The sequence below is a fragment of the Streptomyces sp. B15 genome (assembly GCF_018070605.1).
Lineage (GTDB): Bacteria > Actinomycetota > Actinomycetes > Streptomycetales > Streptomycetaceae > Streptomyces > Streptomyces smyrnaeus.
The window spans coordinates 1-15118 of sequence record NZ_JAGPXJ010000084.1; the positions used below are offsets into that span (position 1 = coordinate 1).

Sequence of the window (15118 nt, forward strand, 5' to 3'; positions counted from 1 at the left end):
GGCCCTGGGCGTGCCCGAGCGCCACCGAGGTGGAGAAGGAAGTGACGCCCTCGGCCGCCGCCTCGTCCCGGATCGTGCGGGTCAGCAGCCGCGCCGCGAGTCGTGAGTAGGACGGCTCCTCGCTGATGGACCCCGCCGCCGCCTCGATGGCGAGGGAGCGCAACTCGTCGGGCTGCGCGTCCGGTCGCCGTCCGCGCAGCGCCGCTGCCAGTACCGGCGCCGGGTCCGCGTCCGCCAGATCGGCTGTGAGCGCGGCGAGGGTGTCGCGGAGGGCTGCGGTGGGTGGGTCCTCGCGGTCGCCCCGCTCCGGTGAGGCGGACCCGGCGGGGGCGGACTCTGCGGGGGCGGGGGCCGGAAGGGTGGGGGCGGTGGTGACGGTCACGCGGTGCTCTCCCTCGGTGCTGACTGTCCGCGGGCAGCACGGAAGGAGGGAGCGCACACCGCACCCTCCACAGGGCACGGCGCGCTCCGCCCGCCGGTCCAACCCACGAGACCCGGACGTTCGTCGATGCCGCCACCGGCAGGTGATCGGACTCGCGGGCACGCTTACGCGCGCCCCCTCACCGTTGCGGGACAGTTCCGGAGTTGCACCGGATTCCCCTGCGTCAGGGGCGACGGCCGTGAGCGAGCATACATGTTGTGGCCCGCCCGGGAGGGGACCCCATATGTTGTGGCGGCGGCTACAAGGCGAGTGCGTAGGTCCAGAGGGTGATCTCCGGTAGGGGCTGCCAGTCGCGGTCGGGTGTGCGGACGAACCCCAGCCGCTCGTAGAGGCGGTGGGCCGCGTGCATCGTCGGCTGGGTGGACAGCACCAGGCCGCTCAGCCCCAGGGCGCGGGCCCGTGTCATACAGGCCCGCACCAGGGCTTCACCCACCCCGCGACCGCGGGCGGACTCCCGCACGCCGAGCATCCTCAACTCGCCCTCGCTCTCCCGGGCGCGCTCGGCGTAGGGCCCTGCCTCACCGACGAAGGTGACGGTGCCCAGCAGCGCCCCCGCGTGGTCCTCGGCCACGAGCAGGTCCGTGTGGGCGGCACGGCCGGCCGCGTCGCGGAGCGTCTGCAGATACGGGTCGGAGTCGCCGAAGTCCAGCAGCCCGCCGTCGAGATAGGCGCGGGCGACCAGCTCCCCGGCCTCGGCGTACTCCTCGGGCCGGGCGGTTCTCACGGTGATGTCCATGGCCGTCATGATGCGGCACCCCACTGACAACTCCGTACCCCGTCGGCGGGCCCGGCGGCCGACCCTACGGGGCCGACCCGGGCGGCCGACCGGGCGTCGCTCAGCAGCAGCGGAAGCCCTCGCGCGGGTCGCCCTCGCGGGCGTCCGTGCGGCGGCGCTCGAACTCCTTCCTGCTGGGGATCTCCGCGTCGGGGCCCTGGTGCTGCCGTACATGCGCCACGTACCGCTCGTAGGCGCTCTCGTCGGTGAACTCGCGTACGTACCAGCGCAGCCAGCGACCGGCCCGCAGCACGGGGTTCGTGGTCCGCACGTCCCGCGGGCCGCTCATCGGGAGTCGCCTCCGGGCTCGCCGCCGCGCTGTCCGGCGGCGACCAGTGCGGCCTCGTGCTCGGCCTTCTCCGCCTTCTCCTCCTTGGTGGCGATCAGTCCGGCGGGCTCGACCAGCTTCGACTTCTCGTAGGGCGCCTCGTGCATCCGCGCGCCCTCCGGGTTGCGCACGGCGCGTACACAGGTGCGGGCGGCGTCGGCCAGGACGACGATGACGAGGATCGCGAACAGGGCCGACAGGACGCCGTCCACCGTGGAGTTGGTGACGACGGTGTGCATGTCGTCCATGTTCTTGGCCGGTGCGATGACCTTGCCCTGGTCGATGGCCTCCTGGTAGTCGGCGCGCTGCTGGAAGAAGCCGACCTTCGGGTCGCTGGAGAAGACCTTCTGCCAACTGGCGGTCAGCGTCACGACCGCGTCCCACACCAGCGGTACGGCCGTCACCCAGGCCCACTTCAGCCGCCCGGACTTGACCAGCAGTGTCGTACAGACGGCGAGGGCGACGGCGGCCAGCAGCTGGTTGGCGATACCGAAGAGCGGGAAGAGCTGGTTGATCCCGCCCAGCGGCTCGTGGACGCCGACCCACAGGAAGTAGCCCCACAGCGCGACGACGACGGCGCTGGAGAGCAGCAGTCCGGGCCACCAGCTCACCCGGCGGAACGGCTTGTAGACGTTGCCCAGCATGTCCTGGAGCATGAAGCGGCCCACGCGGGTGCCGGCGTCCAGCGCCGTCAGGATGAACAGCGCCTCGAACATGATGGCGAAGTGGTACCAGAACGCCTTCATCCCGGCGCCGCCGATGACCTCCGAGAAGATGTTGGAGACACCGATGGCCAGGGTCGGTGCACCGCCCGTTCGGGAGAGCAGCGAGTGCTCCTCGACGGCCTTGGCCGCCGCCGCGAGTTGCTCGGGGCTGATGCTGTAGCCGAAGTTCCGTACCGCCTCCGAGGCGGCCTGCACGTTGTCCCCGATCACACCGGCCGGCGCGTTCATCGCGAAGTAGAGCCCGGGGTCGATGATGCTGGCGGCGACCATGGCCATGATGGCGACGAACGACTCCATCAGCATGGAGCCGTAGCCGATCATCCGGACCTGGGTCTCCTTCTGGATCATCTTCGGCGTGGTGCCCGAGGAGATCAGCGCGTGGAACCCGGACAGAGCGCCGCAGGCGATGGTGATGAAGACGAACGGGAAGAGCGAGCCCGCGAAGACCGGCCCGTCGCCGCCGCCCGCGAAGTCGGTGATGCCCTCCATCTTCATCGTCGGCAGCGTCACCACGACGCCGACGGCCAGCAGTCCGATGGTGCCGATCTTCATGAAGGTCGACAGATAGTCGCGGGGTGCCAGCAGCATCCACACCGGAAGGATGGAGGCGACGAAGCTGTAGACCAGGATCCAGATGACCAGCGTGCTGGGCGCCAGGGTGAAGGTGTCGGCCCAGGAGGACTCGGCGACCCACCGGCCGGAGACCAGGGCGAGCAGCAGCAGCGCGATACCGATGAGGGAGACCTCGGTGACCCGCCCGGGCCGCAGCACCCGCAGATAGAAGCCCATGAACAGGGCGATCGGGATGGTCATACCGATCGAGAAGGTGCCCCAGGGCGACTCGGCCAGCGCGTTGACGACGACGAGGGCCAGCACGGCCAGCAGGATGATCATGATGGCGAGGACGGCCAGCAGCGCGGCGGCGCCACCGATCGGACCGATCTCCTCGCGTGCCATCTGCCCCAGGGACTTGCCGTCCCGCCGCATGGAGAAGAAGAGCGTCACCATGTCCTGCACGGCGCCCGCGAGGATCACGCCGACGACGATCCAGATGGTGCCCGGCAGATATCCCATCTGGGCCGCCAGCACCGGCCCGACCAGCGGTCCGGCGCCCGCGATGGCGGCGAAGTGGTGGCCGAGCAGCACCCGCCGGTCGGTGGGGTGGAAGTCGATGCCGTTGTCGAGCCGCTCGGCGGGCGTGGCCCGGGTCTTGTCGACGCGGAGCACACGGGTGGCGATGAAGCGCGCGTAGAAGCGGTAGCCGATGGCGTACGAGCCGAGTGCGGCCGCCACCATCCAGGCGGCGGAGATCTCCTCGCCGCGGGCGAGCGCCAGCATCGCCCAGCCCGCCGCGCCGATCAGCGCGACGGTGGTCCAGATCGCTATGGACCGTGGGCTGAGCTTGCCGGCTGGTTGTGCAGTGCTGCGCACGCGCGTCCCTCCTCGACCTCACCCGCGCACCATCCGAGGTGGCGGGCATGCCATGACGGCAGGCCGACCGTAGAACAACCGCCTGATCAGCGCCATACCTCGGGACGGGGCAAACGTGATCTGCGGCCGGGCCCCGCGCGTCGAAAGGCGGCCTGAGGGGAGCCGGTGCCGTCAGTTCGTGGGGCGCTGGAGGGTGGCCACGAATTTGTAGCGGTCGCCGCGGTAGACCGAGCGCACCCATTCGACGGGCTCCCCGGCGGTGTCGCGGGAGTGCCGGGAGAGCATCAGCATCGGCAGTCCCACATCGGTGCCCAGCAGCCCGGCCTCGCGCGGAGTGGCCAGCGAGGTCTCGATCGTCTCCTCGGCCTCGGCCAGGTGGATGTCGTAGACCTCGGCGAGCGCGGTGTAGAGGGAGGCGTACTTGACCAGGCTGCGGCGCAGCGCGGGGAACCGCTTCTGGGACAGATGGGTGGTCTCGATCGCCATGGGCTCGCCGCTGGCCAGCCGCAGCCGTTCGATACGCAGTACGCGACCGCCCGCGGGGATGTCCAGCAGTCCGGCGAGCCGGTCGTCGGCGGTGACGTAGCCGATGTCCAGCAGCTGTGAGGTGGGTTCGAGGCCCTGGGCGCGCATGTCCTCCGTGTAGGAGGTCAGTTGCAGCGCCTGGGAGACCTTGGGCTTGGCGACGAAGGTGCCCTTGCCCTGGATGCGCTCCAGGCGTCCCTCGACGACGAGTTCCTGGAGGGCCTGCCGCACGGTGGTGCGGGAGGTGTCGAACTCGCTGGCGAGTGTCCGCTCGGGCGGCACCGGGGTACCGGGCGGGAGGGTCTCGGTCATCTCCAGCAAGTGCCGCTTCAGCCGGTAGTACTTGGGCACGCGCGCGGTGCGGGCCGTCGATCCGTTGCCGCCTGCGGATTCGGTGTCCGCCGCGGCCGGCGCGACAGCGCCGCCCCCGTCCGTGCTCATGGCCCGCCTTCCCGACTCATGTCGTGCTGCCGTCACCGGCTTCCTCCGTGTACGTAGCGGTTCACATCGTGGCACGGCCCCGGTGTGGGCGGGCGCCCCAGCTCAGATGTCGTTCCGATAACGGAACCGACAGCGAGCTTTATACACCGTTGACACCCCTAAAGGTCTAGGCCAAGCTCTCCTCTATCTCATTGGTCTAAACCAACTCCGTCCGCAACCTACTGCGGATTTCTACTGCGGATTTGCTGTGCGGAGCGTTCCAGTGTGCAGGGGAGAATGCTGTGGTACGCAGACAACGAGGCCTCATAGCCACGGCCGGTGTCGTGGCCCTGATGGTGAACGTCGCGGCCTGTGGGTCCGACGACGACAAGAAGGACGGGCCCGAGAGCTTCAAGGGCCAGACCCTGACCCTCTGGGCGATGGACGGCTCCACGCCCAAGCAGTGGACCAAGGACGTCAAGGCCGCCTTCGAGAAGAAGACCGGGGCCAAGCTCAAGCTGGAAGTCCAGCAGTGGAACGGCATCCAGCAGAAGATCACCACCGCACTCTCCGAGTCCGACCCGCCGGACGTGATCGAGGTCGGCAACACCCAGACCCCCGCCTACGCCCGCACCGGCGGACTGGCCGACCTCAGTGACCTGAAGAAGGGACTGGGCAAGGACTGGACGCCCTCCCTCAACAAGTCCGCGGTCTACGACGGCAAGCAGTACGCAGCGCCGTGGTTCGCCGTCAACCGCACGGTCATCTACAACAAGAAGATCTGGGCCGAGGCCGGCATCAAGGGCACCCCCAAGACCCGCGAGGAATTCTTCGACGCGCTGGAGAAGATCGACAAGAAGACCGACGCCGAGCCGATCTACATGCCGGGCCAGAACTGGTACTTCCTGGACGGCCTGCTCATCGGCCAGGGTGCCGACCTGGTGAAGAAGAAGGACGGCAAGTGGGTCTCCAACCTCTCCGACCCCAAGGTCGGCAAGGCGATGGAGATCTACAAGAAGTACGCCTCCTACTCCAAGGCCCCCAAGAACAAGGACGAGGCCACCCCGCAGCAGGCCGAGGTGTTCGCCAAGGGCAAGACCGGCGCGTTCATCGGGCTGAGCTGGGAGGCGGCCACCGCGATCGAGGCCAACAAGAAGATCGAGAAGGACATCGGCTACTTCACCATTCCGGGTGAGACCGCCGACAAGCCCGAAGGTGTCTTCCTCGGCGGCTCCAACCTCGCCGTCGCCGCAGGCAGCGAAAAGCAGGAACTCGCCAAGGAATTCCTCAAGATCGCGCTGTCCGACAAGTTCGAGGGCGCGCTCGCCAAGGAGGGCGGGGTCATCCCCAACAAGAGCGCCCTGCAGAGCAACCTGAAGGGCAACCCCGCCGCCGAGGCCGCCGCGCCCGCGGTCGAGGGCGGCGGTCTGACACCGCTCATCCCCGAGTGGGGTGCCGTGGAGAACCCGCCCAACCCGATCAAGTCGTACATGACGTCCGTACTGAACGGAAAGTCCCACAACGCCGCGGCCAAGGCGGTCGAGGGCGAGATGAACAAGCGGCTGTCCCAGAAGCAGTGACCCGTGCGCGAGGGCGGGGGTGGGGGCGGCGGCTGCTGTCGCCCCCACCCCCGCGGTTGGAGATCGGATGTCTGTGAAAGCCCAAGAGGCACCGCCGCGGGGCAAGGTGCCCGTCCAGGCGGTGGGGACTCCCGGGCCGCCTCCGCCTGTCAAGCGGGTCACCGGGAAGGGCGCGCTGCCCTACCTCCTGCTGCTGCCCGCCCTCGCGATGACCGCTGTCTTCCTCGGGTATCCGCTGGTCACCAACGGCATGTTGTCGTTCCAGAACCTCAACATGACCCAGCTGATCCAGCACGTCACCGAGTGGAACGGGGTCACCAACTACACCGACACGCTCAGCAGTGAGACGTTCTGGCGGGTCACACTGCGGTCGGTGATCTTCACGGCGGTCAATGTCGTCGTGATCATCGTCGTCGGCACCCTCATCGGGCTGCTGCTGGCCCGGCTCGGGTCCAAGATGCGGCTGCTGCTGCTGGTCGGGCTGGTGCTCGCCTGGGCCATGCCGATCATCGCCGCGACCACCGTCTACCAGTGGCTGTTCGCGCAGCGGTTCGGTGTCGTCAACTGGGTGCTGGCCGAGCTCGGCTTCGACTCGATGGCGGACTACAACTGGACCGGCACCCAGCTGTCCACGTTCTTCGTCATCTCGCTGCTGATCGTGTGGACCTCCGTCCCGTTCGTGGCGATCAACCTCTACGCCGCGACGACGACCATCTCCCGCGAGCTGTACGAGGCCGCCGCACTGGACGGTGCGGGGGCCTGGGAGAGCTTCAAGAGCGTCACCTTCCCGTTCCTGAAGCCGTTCTTGATGGTCGCGACGTTCCTCGAAGTCATCTGGATCTTCAAGGCCTTTCCGCACGTCTTCGCCATCAACGAGGGCGGGCCCGACCGGCTGACCGAGACGCTGCCCGTCTACGCGTTCGTGGAAGGTGTCGGCAACCAGCACTACGGCACCGGCGCGGCGATCTCCGTCCTCACCATCCTGATCCTGCTGGCCTTGATGTCGTACTACCTGCGCCTGGTGCTGCGGCAGGAGAACGCCGACGACGCCGACGGTTCCGAAGAGAGCAAGGGGGGCAGGGCCTGATGCCACGGTCACTGCTGGGCCGGATATGGCCGAACGCCACCGCACTGGTGCTGTTCGTGGCGTTCATCTTTCCCGTGTACTGGATGTTCAACACGGCGTTCAAGCCGAACGGGCAGATCATCAGCGAGACCCCGGTCTGGTTCCCCAGCTCGCCCACCCTTGAGCACTTCAAGACCGCGGTGAGCGCCGAGAACTTCTGGACGCTGGTGCGCAACTCCGTCACCGTGACGGTGCTGGCCGTCGGGTTCTCGCTCCTGGTGGCGCTGTTCGCCTCGTTCGCCCTGGCCCGGATGCGGTTCAAGGGACGCAAGGGGATCATCCTCGTCTTCATGATCGCCCAGATGGCTCCCTGGGAGGTCATGGTCATCGCGATCTACATGATCGTCCGGGACGCCGAGATGCTGAACAGCCTGGTGCCGCTGACCCTCTTCTACACCGTCATGGTGCTGCCGCTGACCATCATCACGCTACGCGGCTATGTCGCGGCCGTGCCCAAGGACCTGGAGGAGTCGGCCATGGTGGACGGCTGCACCCGGTTCCAGGCGTTCCGCCGGGTCATCTTCCCGTTGCTGGCGCCCGGTCTGATGGCCACCTCGCTGTTCGGGGTCATCACGGCGTGGAACGAATTCCCCATGGTCCTCATCCTCAACAAGGACGCCGAAGCCCAGACGCTGCCGCTGTGGCTGTCGAAGTTCCAGACCGCCTTCGGCGACGACTGGGGTGCCACGATGGCGGCGGCCTCCCTCTTCGCCATCCCGATCCTGCTGCTCTTCCTCTACCTCCAGCGCAAGGCAGTGGCCGGCCTCACCTCCGGCGCGGTGAAGGGATGACGGGCGGTGGCGGGATGCCGTGCGACACCGCCGCCGCAACCCCAGGCACACCAGTGAAGTGAAGGGACCGCGCCGCATGACCACTTCCGTACGAGCGTCCGACACCCTCACCCGTGACGCCCTCGCAGTCCTCCAGCCCGGCTTCACCGGGACCTCGGCACCCACCTGGCTGCTGCGGCAACTGGACGAAGGGCTCACATCGGTCGGCCTGTTCGGGCGCAACATCGACTCTCCCGAGCAGCTCGCCCTGCTCACCGAACAGCTGCGCGACGTACGCCCGGAGCTCCTCGTCGCCATCGACGAGGAGGGCGGAGACGTCACCCGGCTGGAGGCCAGGACCGGCTCCTCGTATCCGGGCAACCTCGCCCTCGGCCACATCGACGACCCCGACCTCACCCGGGCCGTGGCCCACGAGCTCGGCAGCAGGCTCGCCGCCGCGGGCGTCAACCTCAACTGGGCGCCCTCCGCCGACGTCAACTCCAACCCGGACAATCCCGTCATCGGCGTACGGTCCTTCGGTGGCGACCCTGAACTGGTCGCCCGGCACACCGTCGCCTACGTCGAGGGCCTGCAGGCGGCCGGCGTCGCCGCCTGCGTCAAGCACTTCCCCGGGCACGGCGACACCGCCGTCGACTCGCACCACGCCATGCCCCGCATCGACGCCGACCTGGCCACCCTCAGGTCCCGGGAACTGGTGCCCTTCGCCGCGGCCGTCGAGGCGGGCAGCAAGTGCGTGATGAGCGCCCACATCCTGCTGCCCGCTCTGGACGCGGCACACCCCGGGACCCTCAGCCCCGCCGCGCTGACCGGGCTGCTGCGAGCGCCCCGCAGCGAGGGCGGCCTGGGCCACCAGGGGCTCATCGTCACCGACGGGATGGAGATGCGGGCCATCTCCGCCACCTACGGCCTCGAACGCGGCAGCGTACTGGCGCTCGCCGCCGGGGCCGACGCGATCTGTGTGGGCGGCGGACTGTCGGGTGAGGACACCGTGCTGGGGCTGCGCGACGCCTTGGTGAGGGCCGTACGCGACGGCGAGCTGACGGAGGAGCGGCTCGCCGACGCCGCGGCACGGGTACGCGGCCTCGCCGCGTGGGCGCGGGGGGTGCGGCGGTCGGACACGGGGGGTCTGGCCGACCCCGCCCTCCGCGCCGATCCGACAGCGGCCGGTGCGGGCATCGGACTGGAGGCGGCCCGGCGCGCGCTGGTCGTGACCGGGCTGGAGAGCTACCGCCGCCCCGCCGGACCGCTGTTCGTCGCGGCGCTCACCACGGTCGCCAACATCGCCGTGGGCGACGAGACGCCCTGGGGGCCGGCCGCGGAACTGGAGCGGATGGTTCCGGGCACTCGTACGGGTACGTACGGGAGCGCCGACGGGGACGTGGGCGCCGCGGTGCTCGCCGACGCGGGGGAGCGCCCCGTCGTCGTGGTCGTCCGCGACCTGCACCGGCATCCGTGGATGGCCGACGCGGTGGCCCGGCTCGTGGCCGAGCGCGACGACACGGTGGTCGTCGAGATGGGTCTGCCGCAGTCTCCGCCGCAGGGCGCCCTGCACGTCGCCACCCACGGCGCGGCGCGGGTCTGCGGAAGGGCTGCGGCCGAGGTCATCGCCCGCGGATGAACCGCCGGGGCAAAACCCGCCGTATCCGGCACGCCGTAGGATCGAACCGCGACCGCACATGAACGTCACCCCAGGAGGGACCCGCATGTCCTCGAACGCCCCGTCCGAGCCGGGCACCATCATGTCCGGCGAGATGGCCGAGCAGCCCGCCGTGCTGCGCCGCATCCTGGACGAGGGCGCCCCGGCCATCCGCGAGGTGGCCGGGCGGATCGCCGCGAAGAACCCCCGCTTCGTGCTGCTGACGGCGCGCGGCACCTCCGACAACGCCGCCCTGTACGCCAAGTACCTGCTGGAGATCCAGCTGGGCAAGCCGTGCGGGTTGACCTCCATGTCGACGACGACCGCGTACGGCGCCCGGCCGGACCTCACCGACTGCCTGGTCATCACGATCAGCCAGTCCGGCGGCAGCCCGGACCTGGTGGCCTCCACCGAGGCGGCACGCGAGGCGGGGGCGATCACGCTCGCGGTCACCAACAACGCCGACTCGCCGCTCGCGCAGGTCAGCGAGTTCCACATCGATGTGCTGGCCGGCCCGGAGAAGGCGCTGCCCGCCACCAAGACCTACACCGCCGAGCTGCTGGCGCTGTATCTGTTCGTGGACGGTCTGCGCGGTGGCTCCGGTCTCGACGCCGCCAAGGCGCTGCCCGAGCTGGCCGAGGCGGTGCTGGCCCGCAAGGGCGAGGTCAAGGCACTGGCGGCGCGGTACCGGTTCGCCGAGCGCATGGTGCTCACCTCGCGCGGCTACGGCTATCCGACGGCGAAGGAAGCCGCGCTGAAGCTGATGGAGACCAGCTACATCCCCGCGCTCTCCTACTCCGGCGCCGACCTGCTGCACGGGCCGCTGGCCATGGTGGACAACATCTCGCCGGTGATCGCCGTCGTCGCGGACGGCAAGGGCGGCGAGGCGCTGCAGCCGGTGCTGGAGCGGCTGCGGGACCGGGGCGCCGACCTGGTGGTCATCGGCCGCCAGGAGGAGGTGGACCGCGCCTCGGCCGGGTTCGCGCTGCCGACCGACGGGCTGCCGGAGGAGCTGCAGCCCATCGTGCAGATCCTGCCGCTGCAGCTGCTCGCCTACGAGGTCACCATGGCGCGCGGCCAGGACCCGGACGCGCCGCGTTCGCTGGCCAAGGTCACCGAGACCCGCTGAGGGAGGGGCGGCGGATGACACAGCCGGCCATGGAGCAGGCGACCACGCTCGACGGTCTGGTGGAGCAGCTCATCGACGTCGGGGCCACCGCCGTGCGGCGGGGCTTCGTCCTGGCCAGCGGCGGCAATCTGTCCGCCCGGCTCCCCGGCCGTGAGGAGTTCGTCGTCACGGGCAAGGGGACCTGGCTGGACCGGCTGACCCCGAAGGACTTCACCGTACTGAACCTGGCGGGCGAGGCCGTCGGCGGCAACCCCCACCCCTCCAGCGAGTGGAAGCTCCACCAGCGCACCTACCAGGTGCGGGGCGACATCAACGCGATCGTCCACATGCACCCGCAGCACGCCGTGCTGGTCGACGCGCTCGGCCACGAGATCCGGCTGCTGACCTTGGACCACGCGGTGTACGTACGGTCGATAGGCCGTACGGACTTCTATCCGAACGGGTCGGACGAGCTGGCCGACACCGCGGCCGAGCAGGCCAAGGAGCACAACTGCGTCCTGCTGGCGCACCACGGCTGCTCGGCCCTGGGAGAGGACGTCGGGATGGCCTTCCGGCGTGCGATGAACCTGGAGGAGGCCGCCACGGCCACCTACCGCGCCCTGCTGCTGGGCGACCGTACGACGCGCTTCCCGGTGACCGCGGACGAGGCGATCCAGCACGCTTGACGGGCGGCCTGCGCCGGGTCGCCGGGCTGTGCGGTCCGAAGAGCACTTCGGTCCGAAGAGCACTTCGGGCCGCGGCGCCGGAGCGGGACCCTCAACCCGCCCGGCACCGCAGCCCGGAGCCACAAGACCCGGGCGCTGTCAGGGCAGAAAGCGTCGCGGGCCTCGATCTGCCCTCCTGTGCGGGGAGAGCAGAAGTTCTTCCGGGAGGATTCTGGACTAGACCACGGTCGTCTGTCTATGGATCGCACGGTTCTGTCCGCCGATTCTCCACCGTGGCCCGACCCCCGTCCGCCCGCCCCCCGGCCTGTCGTACCCTCGGCCCCGTGCCCTCCATGAACGACCTCGTACGCCAGCACACCGCTCTGACCGATGTGGAGCTCGAGTGGCTGCACCTGCTGGTGTCCGAGTGGCAGCTGCTCGCCGATCTGTCCTTCGCCGACCTCGTGCTGTGGGTGCCCACCCTGGACGGCACCCGCTATGTCTCGGTCGCCCAGATGCGGCCGAACACCGGCCCCACCTCGCACCAGGACGACATGGTCGGCCATCTGGTGCCCCGGGGCCGCCGGCCGCTGCTGGACGCCGCACTGGACGAGGGGCGGATCGTCCGGGAGGGCGACCCGGAGTGGCGCGAGGAGGTTCCGGTGCGGGTCGAGTCCATCCCCGTACGCCGCGAGGGCCGGGTGCTGGGCGTCATCGCGCGCAACACCAATCTGCTGACCGTCCGCACGCCGAGCAGGCTGGAGCTCACCTACCTCCAGAGCGCTTCCGACCTCGCCCAGATGATCGCTGCGGGCAGCTTCCCGTTCCCCGGGCACGAGGTGGACATGGACCATGTGCCGCGCGTCGGCGACGGCCTCATCCGGCTGGACGCCGACGGCCATGTCCAGTACGCCAGTCCGAACGCGCTGTCCGCCTATCACCGGCTGGGCCTGGCCACCGACCTGGTCGGACTGCACCTGGGCGAGGCCACCGCGGAACTGGCCCCCTCCCGCGGCCCGGTGGACGAGGCGATGGTCAAGCTGGCCAGCGGCTGGGCGCCGCGCGGCGCGGAGGTGGAGGCCAACGACTGCATCGTGCAATTGCGCGCCATCCCGCTCAAACCCAAGGGGACGCGCATCGGTTCGCTCATCCTGCTGCGCGACATCACAGAAGTGCGCCGTCGCGAGCGCGAGTTGATCACCAAGGACGCCACCATCCGGGAGATCCACCACCGGGTGAAGAACAACCTCCAGACGGTGGCCGCGCTGCTGCGTCTCCAGGCCCGCAGGATGGACTCGGACCGGGGCAAGGAGGCGCTCAACGAGGCGGTGCGCCGGGTCGGCTCCATCGCCATCGTGCACGAGACGCTGTCCCAGAACCTGGACGAGCGGGTGGACTTCGACGAGATCGCCGACCGGGTGCTGGCGATGGTGGCCGAGATCTCACCCGGCCGTATCACCGGGCGCCGTACGGGCCGGTTCGGCATCCTCGGCGCCGAGGTGGCCACCCCGCTGTCCATGGTGCTCACCGAAGTTCTCCAGAACGCCATCGAGCACGGCTTCGGCCCCGAGGACCAGGGCGCCATCGAGGTGCACGCCGTCCGCGGGGTGGCCGCGGGGCAGGACGAGGCGAGGCTGCTGGTCACCGTGCAGGACGACGGACGCGGCCTGCCGGAGGGGTTCGACGCCAAGAACGGCGGCAATCTGGGCCTGCAGATCGTCCGTACCCTGGTGGAAGGGGAGTTGGGCGGCACCTTCGACATGCTGCCGGGCACCACGGGCGGCACCCGGGTCCTCTTCGACCTCCCGGTGGAGGCGGACAAGCGCTGATGTGCGGGGTCTTGAGCGGCCCGCGCAGACGAAAAGCGCCGAGCACCCGGTCCTTGGGCCAGGACGGGTGCTCGGCGCTTTCACGCTCTGCGTATACGCGCTCCGAGGGCGCTGCGCGCTGCGTCTCGGGGGTGCAGCTGGTGCAGGGCTGGGCGTCAGGCGGTCGCGGCGTTGTTCCGCGCCCGGTTGCGGGCGGCACGGCGCTTCATCGCGCGGCGCTCGTCCTCGCTGAGACCACCCCAGACACCGGAGTCCTGACCCGACTCCAGAGCCCACTGCAGGCACTGCTCCATGACGGGGCAGCGGCGGCAGACGGCCTTGGCTTCCTCGATCTGCAGCAGCGCAGGACCGGTGTTGCCGATGGGGAAGAACAGCTCGGGGTCTTCCTCGCGGCAAACGGCGTGGTGACGCCAGTCCATGGCTGCTACCTCTCCTCGTGATGTGGCTTGCTTGTGAATGTGAACGCTTTCACGAATCCCTCGACGGGGGAAGTGGGGCCTCACAAATGTGATGCGGGTCCCACTGGAGTCAAAGAAAGGGATTCCGGCTCTCAAGGGGGCCCTGATGGCGGGGCCGTCCCGATCGCCATGAAGAGACTCGCAAACCTCGGCGGCGGATACAACCCCTTCCGGAAACTTTTTTTTGAATCCTTGGTGTCGACTAGCTCACAGCCGTCATTCGAGGGGGTGGACCCTGGCCTAAACGTTCGAGTGGAAGGACTTTCGCCCCTTCCACTTACACAATCACACGCAGTGCACGCCGTACGCCTGTGAAGCTCACGCTCGTACGCAGTCCCAGGTGGTCACCGTCCATCTGAAACGGCAGCGGCGCCTGCGAATGCAAGGTGAACCGGGTGAGGTCGTGCAGTGTCACCGCGTGCTTGCCGCGCGGCCCCCGCTCCGGGCTCGAAGTCAGCAGCTGGGTGCCGTAGCGGCTCACCGCCAGCGGCGTCAGTCTGCGCAGGCCCAGCACGTCGAGACCGGTGTCGAAGGACGCCTCGGGGGCCGCGTAGAGCGGCTTGTTCCCCAGGTAGGACCACGGTGCGGTGTTGCACACGATCGACAGCGACAGCTCCGTCACCGGCTCGGCGTCCTCCCGCCGCAGCGTGATCGTTCCGTTGCGGCGGTGCGGCTCGTTCAGGAACTGCCGCAGGACCTGGCGCACATAGAGGGGGTGGGTGGAGCGCTTTCCCCGCTCCCGCTGCTGTTCGACTCTGCCGATCACCCCGGCGTCGAACCCGAGGCCTGCCGTGAACGTGAACCAGCGGTCGGGGATCTCGGCGTCGTCCGTGCCCGGCACGCCGCCGGCGATGCCCAGGCCGATCGTTCTCTCCGAGCCCGCCTCCAGCGCGTCCAGCAGATGCCCGGTCGCCTCCACCACGTCGTTGGGCATGCCCAGTGCGCGCGCGAACACATTGGTGGAGCCGCCGGGGACCACCGCCAGCCGCGGCAGCCGCTCCGGGTCGGGCCCGTCGTGCAGCAGGCCGTTGACCACCTCGTTGACCGTGCCGTCCCCGCCGAGCGCGATGACCAGCTCGGCGGTGCCGCCCTGGGCCGCCTGGCGGGCGAGGTCCCGCGCGTGTCCCCGGTACTGGGTGGTCGCGACCTCCAGCTTCAGGTCGCTGGCGAGCGCATGCGCCAGCACATCACGGGTCCGTGCGCTGGTGGTGGTGGCTGCCGGGTTGACCACGAGTAGTGCGCGCATGGTGTGAGCGTACCTACCGCGGGGTACACGGCC

General features: G+C 69.6%; 13 protein-coding genes, 1 pseudogene and 1 riboswitch. Of the genes and pseudogenes, 7 read left to right on the forward strand and 7 right to left on the reverse strand.

Translation table 11 applies throughout. The annotated features are described in order from the left end of the window. The 5 genes and pseudogenes from KBY19_RS28500 to KBY19_RS28520 form a co-directional block, all read right to left on the reverse strand. Positions 1 to 382 (reverse strand): annotated as a pseudogene (locus tag KBY19_RS28500) (ribonucleoside-diphosphate reductase subunit alpha); the annotation flags it as partial. A gap of 119 nt (positions 383 to 501) precedes the next feature. Beyond that, positions 502 to 638, reverse strand: a riboswitch (cobalamin riboswitch). Between the two features lie 42 nt (positions 639 to 680). Beyond that, positions 681 to 1178, reverse strand: coding sequence for a GNAT family N-acetyltransferase (locus tag KBY19_RS28505; protein WP_099886768.1), 498 nt, complete (start codon positions 1176 to 1178; stop codon positions 681 to 683). A gap of 100 nt (positions 1179 to 1278) precedes the next feature. Continuing rightward, on the reverse strand, positions 1279 to 1506 hold the full coding sequence (locus tag KBY19_RS28510) for a YbdD/YjiX family protein (protein WP_099884020.1): 228 nt from the start codon (positions 1504 to 1506) through the stop codon (positions 1279 to 1281). Continuing rightward, complete coding sequence (locus tag KBY19_RS28515) at positions 1503 to 3701, reverse strand: carbon starvation CstA family protein (protein ID WP_210966993.1); 2199 nt, start codon at positions 3699 to 3701, stop codon at positions 1503 to 1505. Before KBY19_RS28515 ends, KBY19_RS28510 begins: the two co-directional genes overlap by 4 nt. A gap of 171 nt (positions 3702 to 3872) precedes the next feature. Further along, complete coding sequence (locus KBY19_RS28520) at positions 3873 to 4667, reverse strand: GntR family transcriptional regulator (RefSeq protein WP_099884024.1); 795 nt, start codon at positions 4665 to 4667, stop codon at positions 3873 to 3875. 332 nt (positions 4668 to 4999) lie between these two features. On the opposite strand from KBY19_RS28520, the gene KBY19_RS28525 reads away from it, so the two are divergent. The 7 genes from KBY19_RS28525 to KBY19_RS28555 all read left to right on the forward strand — a co-directional run bounded on the left by KBY19_RS28525 (position 5000) and on the right by KBY19_RS28555 (position 13381). Beyond that, complete coding sequence (locus KBY19_RS28525; protein WP_099886769.1) at positions 5000 to 6226, forward strand: extracellular solute-binding protein; 1227 nt, start codon at positions 5000 to 5002, stop codon at positions 6224 to 6226. Between the two features lie 67 nt (positions 6227 to 6293). Continuing rightward, entirely contained in the window at positions 6294 to 7313 is a 1020-nt protein-coding gene (locus tag KBY19_RS28530; protein ID WP_210957345.1) for a carbohydrate ABC transporter permease, read from the forward strand. Then, positions 7313 to 8143 (forward strand): carbohydrate ABC transporter permease, encoded by an 831-nt coding sequence (locus KBY19_RS28535; protein WP_099884028.1) that lies wholly within the window; start codon positions 7313 to 7315, stop codon positions 8141 to 8143. The genes KBY19_RS28530 and KBY19_RS28535 overlap by 1 nt, the downstream gene beginning before the upstream one ends. Before the next feature lie 76 nt (positions 8144 to 8219). Then, entirely contained in the window at positions 8220 to 9761 is a 1542-nt protein-coding gene (locus KBY19_RS28540) for a glycoside hydrolase family 3 protein (protein WP_099884030.1), read from the forward strand. Positions 9762 to 9846: 85 nt separating this feature from the next. Further along, positions 9847 to 10908: an SIS domain-containing protein gene (locus KBY19_RS28545; RefSeq protein WP_099884032.1), complete on the forward strand. Its 1062-nt coding sequence runs from the start codon at positions 9847 to 9849 to the stop codon at positions 10906 to 10908. Positions 10909 to 10922: 14 nt separating this feature from the next. Next, entirely contained in the window at positions 10923 to 11573 is a 651-nt protein-coding gene (locus tag KBY19_RS28550; protein ID WP_210957347.1) for a class II aldolase/adducin family protein, read from the forward strand. 332 nt (positions 11574 to 11905) lie between these two features. Continuing rightward, positions 11906 to 13381 carry a PAS domain-containing sensor histidine kinase gene (locus tag KBY19_RS28555; protein WP_099884036.1) on the forward strand — a complete coding sequence of 492 codons (1476 nt, stop codon included), beginning with the start codon at positions 11906 to 11908 and terminating at the stop codon, positions 13379 to 13381. Between the two features lie 155 nt (positions 13382 to 13536). Here KBY19_RS28555 and KBY19_RS28560 read toward each other — a convergent pair whose 3' ends face one another. Both KBY19_RS28560 and KBY19_RS28565 read right to left on the reverse strand, forming a co-directional pair. Further along, positions 13537 to 13800 (reverse strand): WhiB family transcriptional regulator, encoded by a 264-nt coding sequence (locus tag KBY19_RS28560; RefSeq protein WP_016469673.1) that lies wholly within the window; start codon positions 13798 to 13800, stop codon positions 13537 to 13539. Positions 13801 to 14116: 316 nt separating this feature from the next. Continuing rightward, positions 14117 to 15085 (reverse strand): diacylglycerol kinase family protein, encoded by a 969-nt coding sequence (locus tag KBY19_RS28565; RefSeq protein ID WP_209210788.1) that lies wholly within the window; start codon positions 15083 to 15085, stop codon positions 14117 to 14119. Positions 15086 to 15118: the final 33 nt, after the last annotated feature.

Excerpts from the sequence above, each read along its gene's own strand:
- KBY19_RS28505 (WP_099886768.1), bottom strand. The coding sequence starts at position 1,178 with ATGGACATCACCGTGAGAACCGCCCGGCCCGAGGAGTACGCCGAGGCC.
- KBY19_RS28510 (WP_099884020.1), bottom strand. The coding sequence starts at position 1,506 with ATGAGCGGCCCGCGGGACGTGCGGACCACGAACCCCGTGCTGCGGGCC.
- KBY19_RS28520 (WP_099884024.1), bottom strand. The coding sequence starts at position 4,667 with ATGAGCACGGACGGGGGCGGCGCTGTCGCGCCGGCCGCGGCGGACACC.
- KBY19_RS28525 (WP_099886769.1), top strand. The coding sequence starts at position 5,000 with ATGGTGAACGTCGCGGCCTGTGGGTCCGACGACGACAAGAAGGACGGG.
- KBY19_RS28530 (WP_210957345.1), top strand. The coding sequence starts at position 6,294 with ATGTCTGTGAAAGCCCAAGAGGCACCGCCGCGGGGCAAGGTGCCCGTC.
- KBY19_RS28535 (WP_099884028.1), top strand. The coding sequence starts at position 7,313 with ATGCCACGGTCACTGCTGGGCCGGATATGGCCGAACGCCACCGCACTG.
- KBY19_RS28540 (WP_099884030.1), top strand. The coding sequence starts at position 8,220 with ATGACCACTTCCGTACGAGCGTCCGACACCCTCACCCGTGACGCCCTC.
- KBY19_RS28545 (WP_099884032.1), top strand. The coding sequence starts at position 9,847 with ATGTCCTCGAACGCCCCGTCCGAGCCGGGCACCATCATGTCCGGCGAG.
- KBY19_RS28550 (WP_210957347.1), top strand. The coding sequence starts at position 10,923 with ATGACACAGCCGGCCATGGAGCAGGCGACCACGCTCGACGGTCTGGTG.
- KBY19_RS28555 (WP_099884036.1), top strand. The coding sequence starts at position 11,906 with ATGAACGACCTCGTACGCCAGCACACCGCTCTGACCGATGTGGAGCTC.
- KBY19_RS28560 (WP_016469673.1), bottom strand. The coding sequence starts at position 13,800 with ATGGACTGGCGTCACCACGCCGTTTGCCGCGAGGAAGACCCCGAGCTG.
- KBY19_RS28565 (WP_209210788.1), bottom strand. The coding sequence starts at position 15,085 with ATGCGCGCACTACTCGTGGTCAACCCGGCAGCCACCACCACCAGCGCA.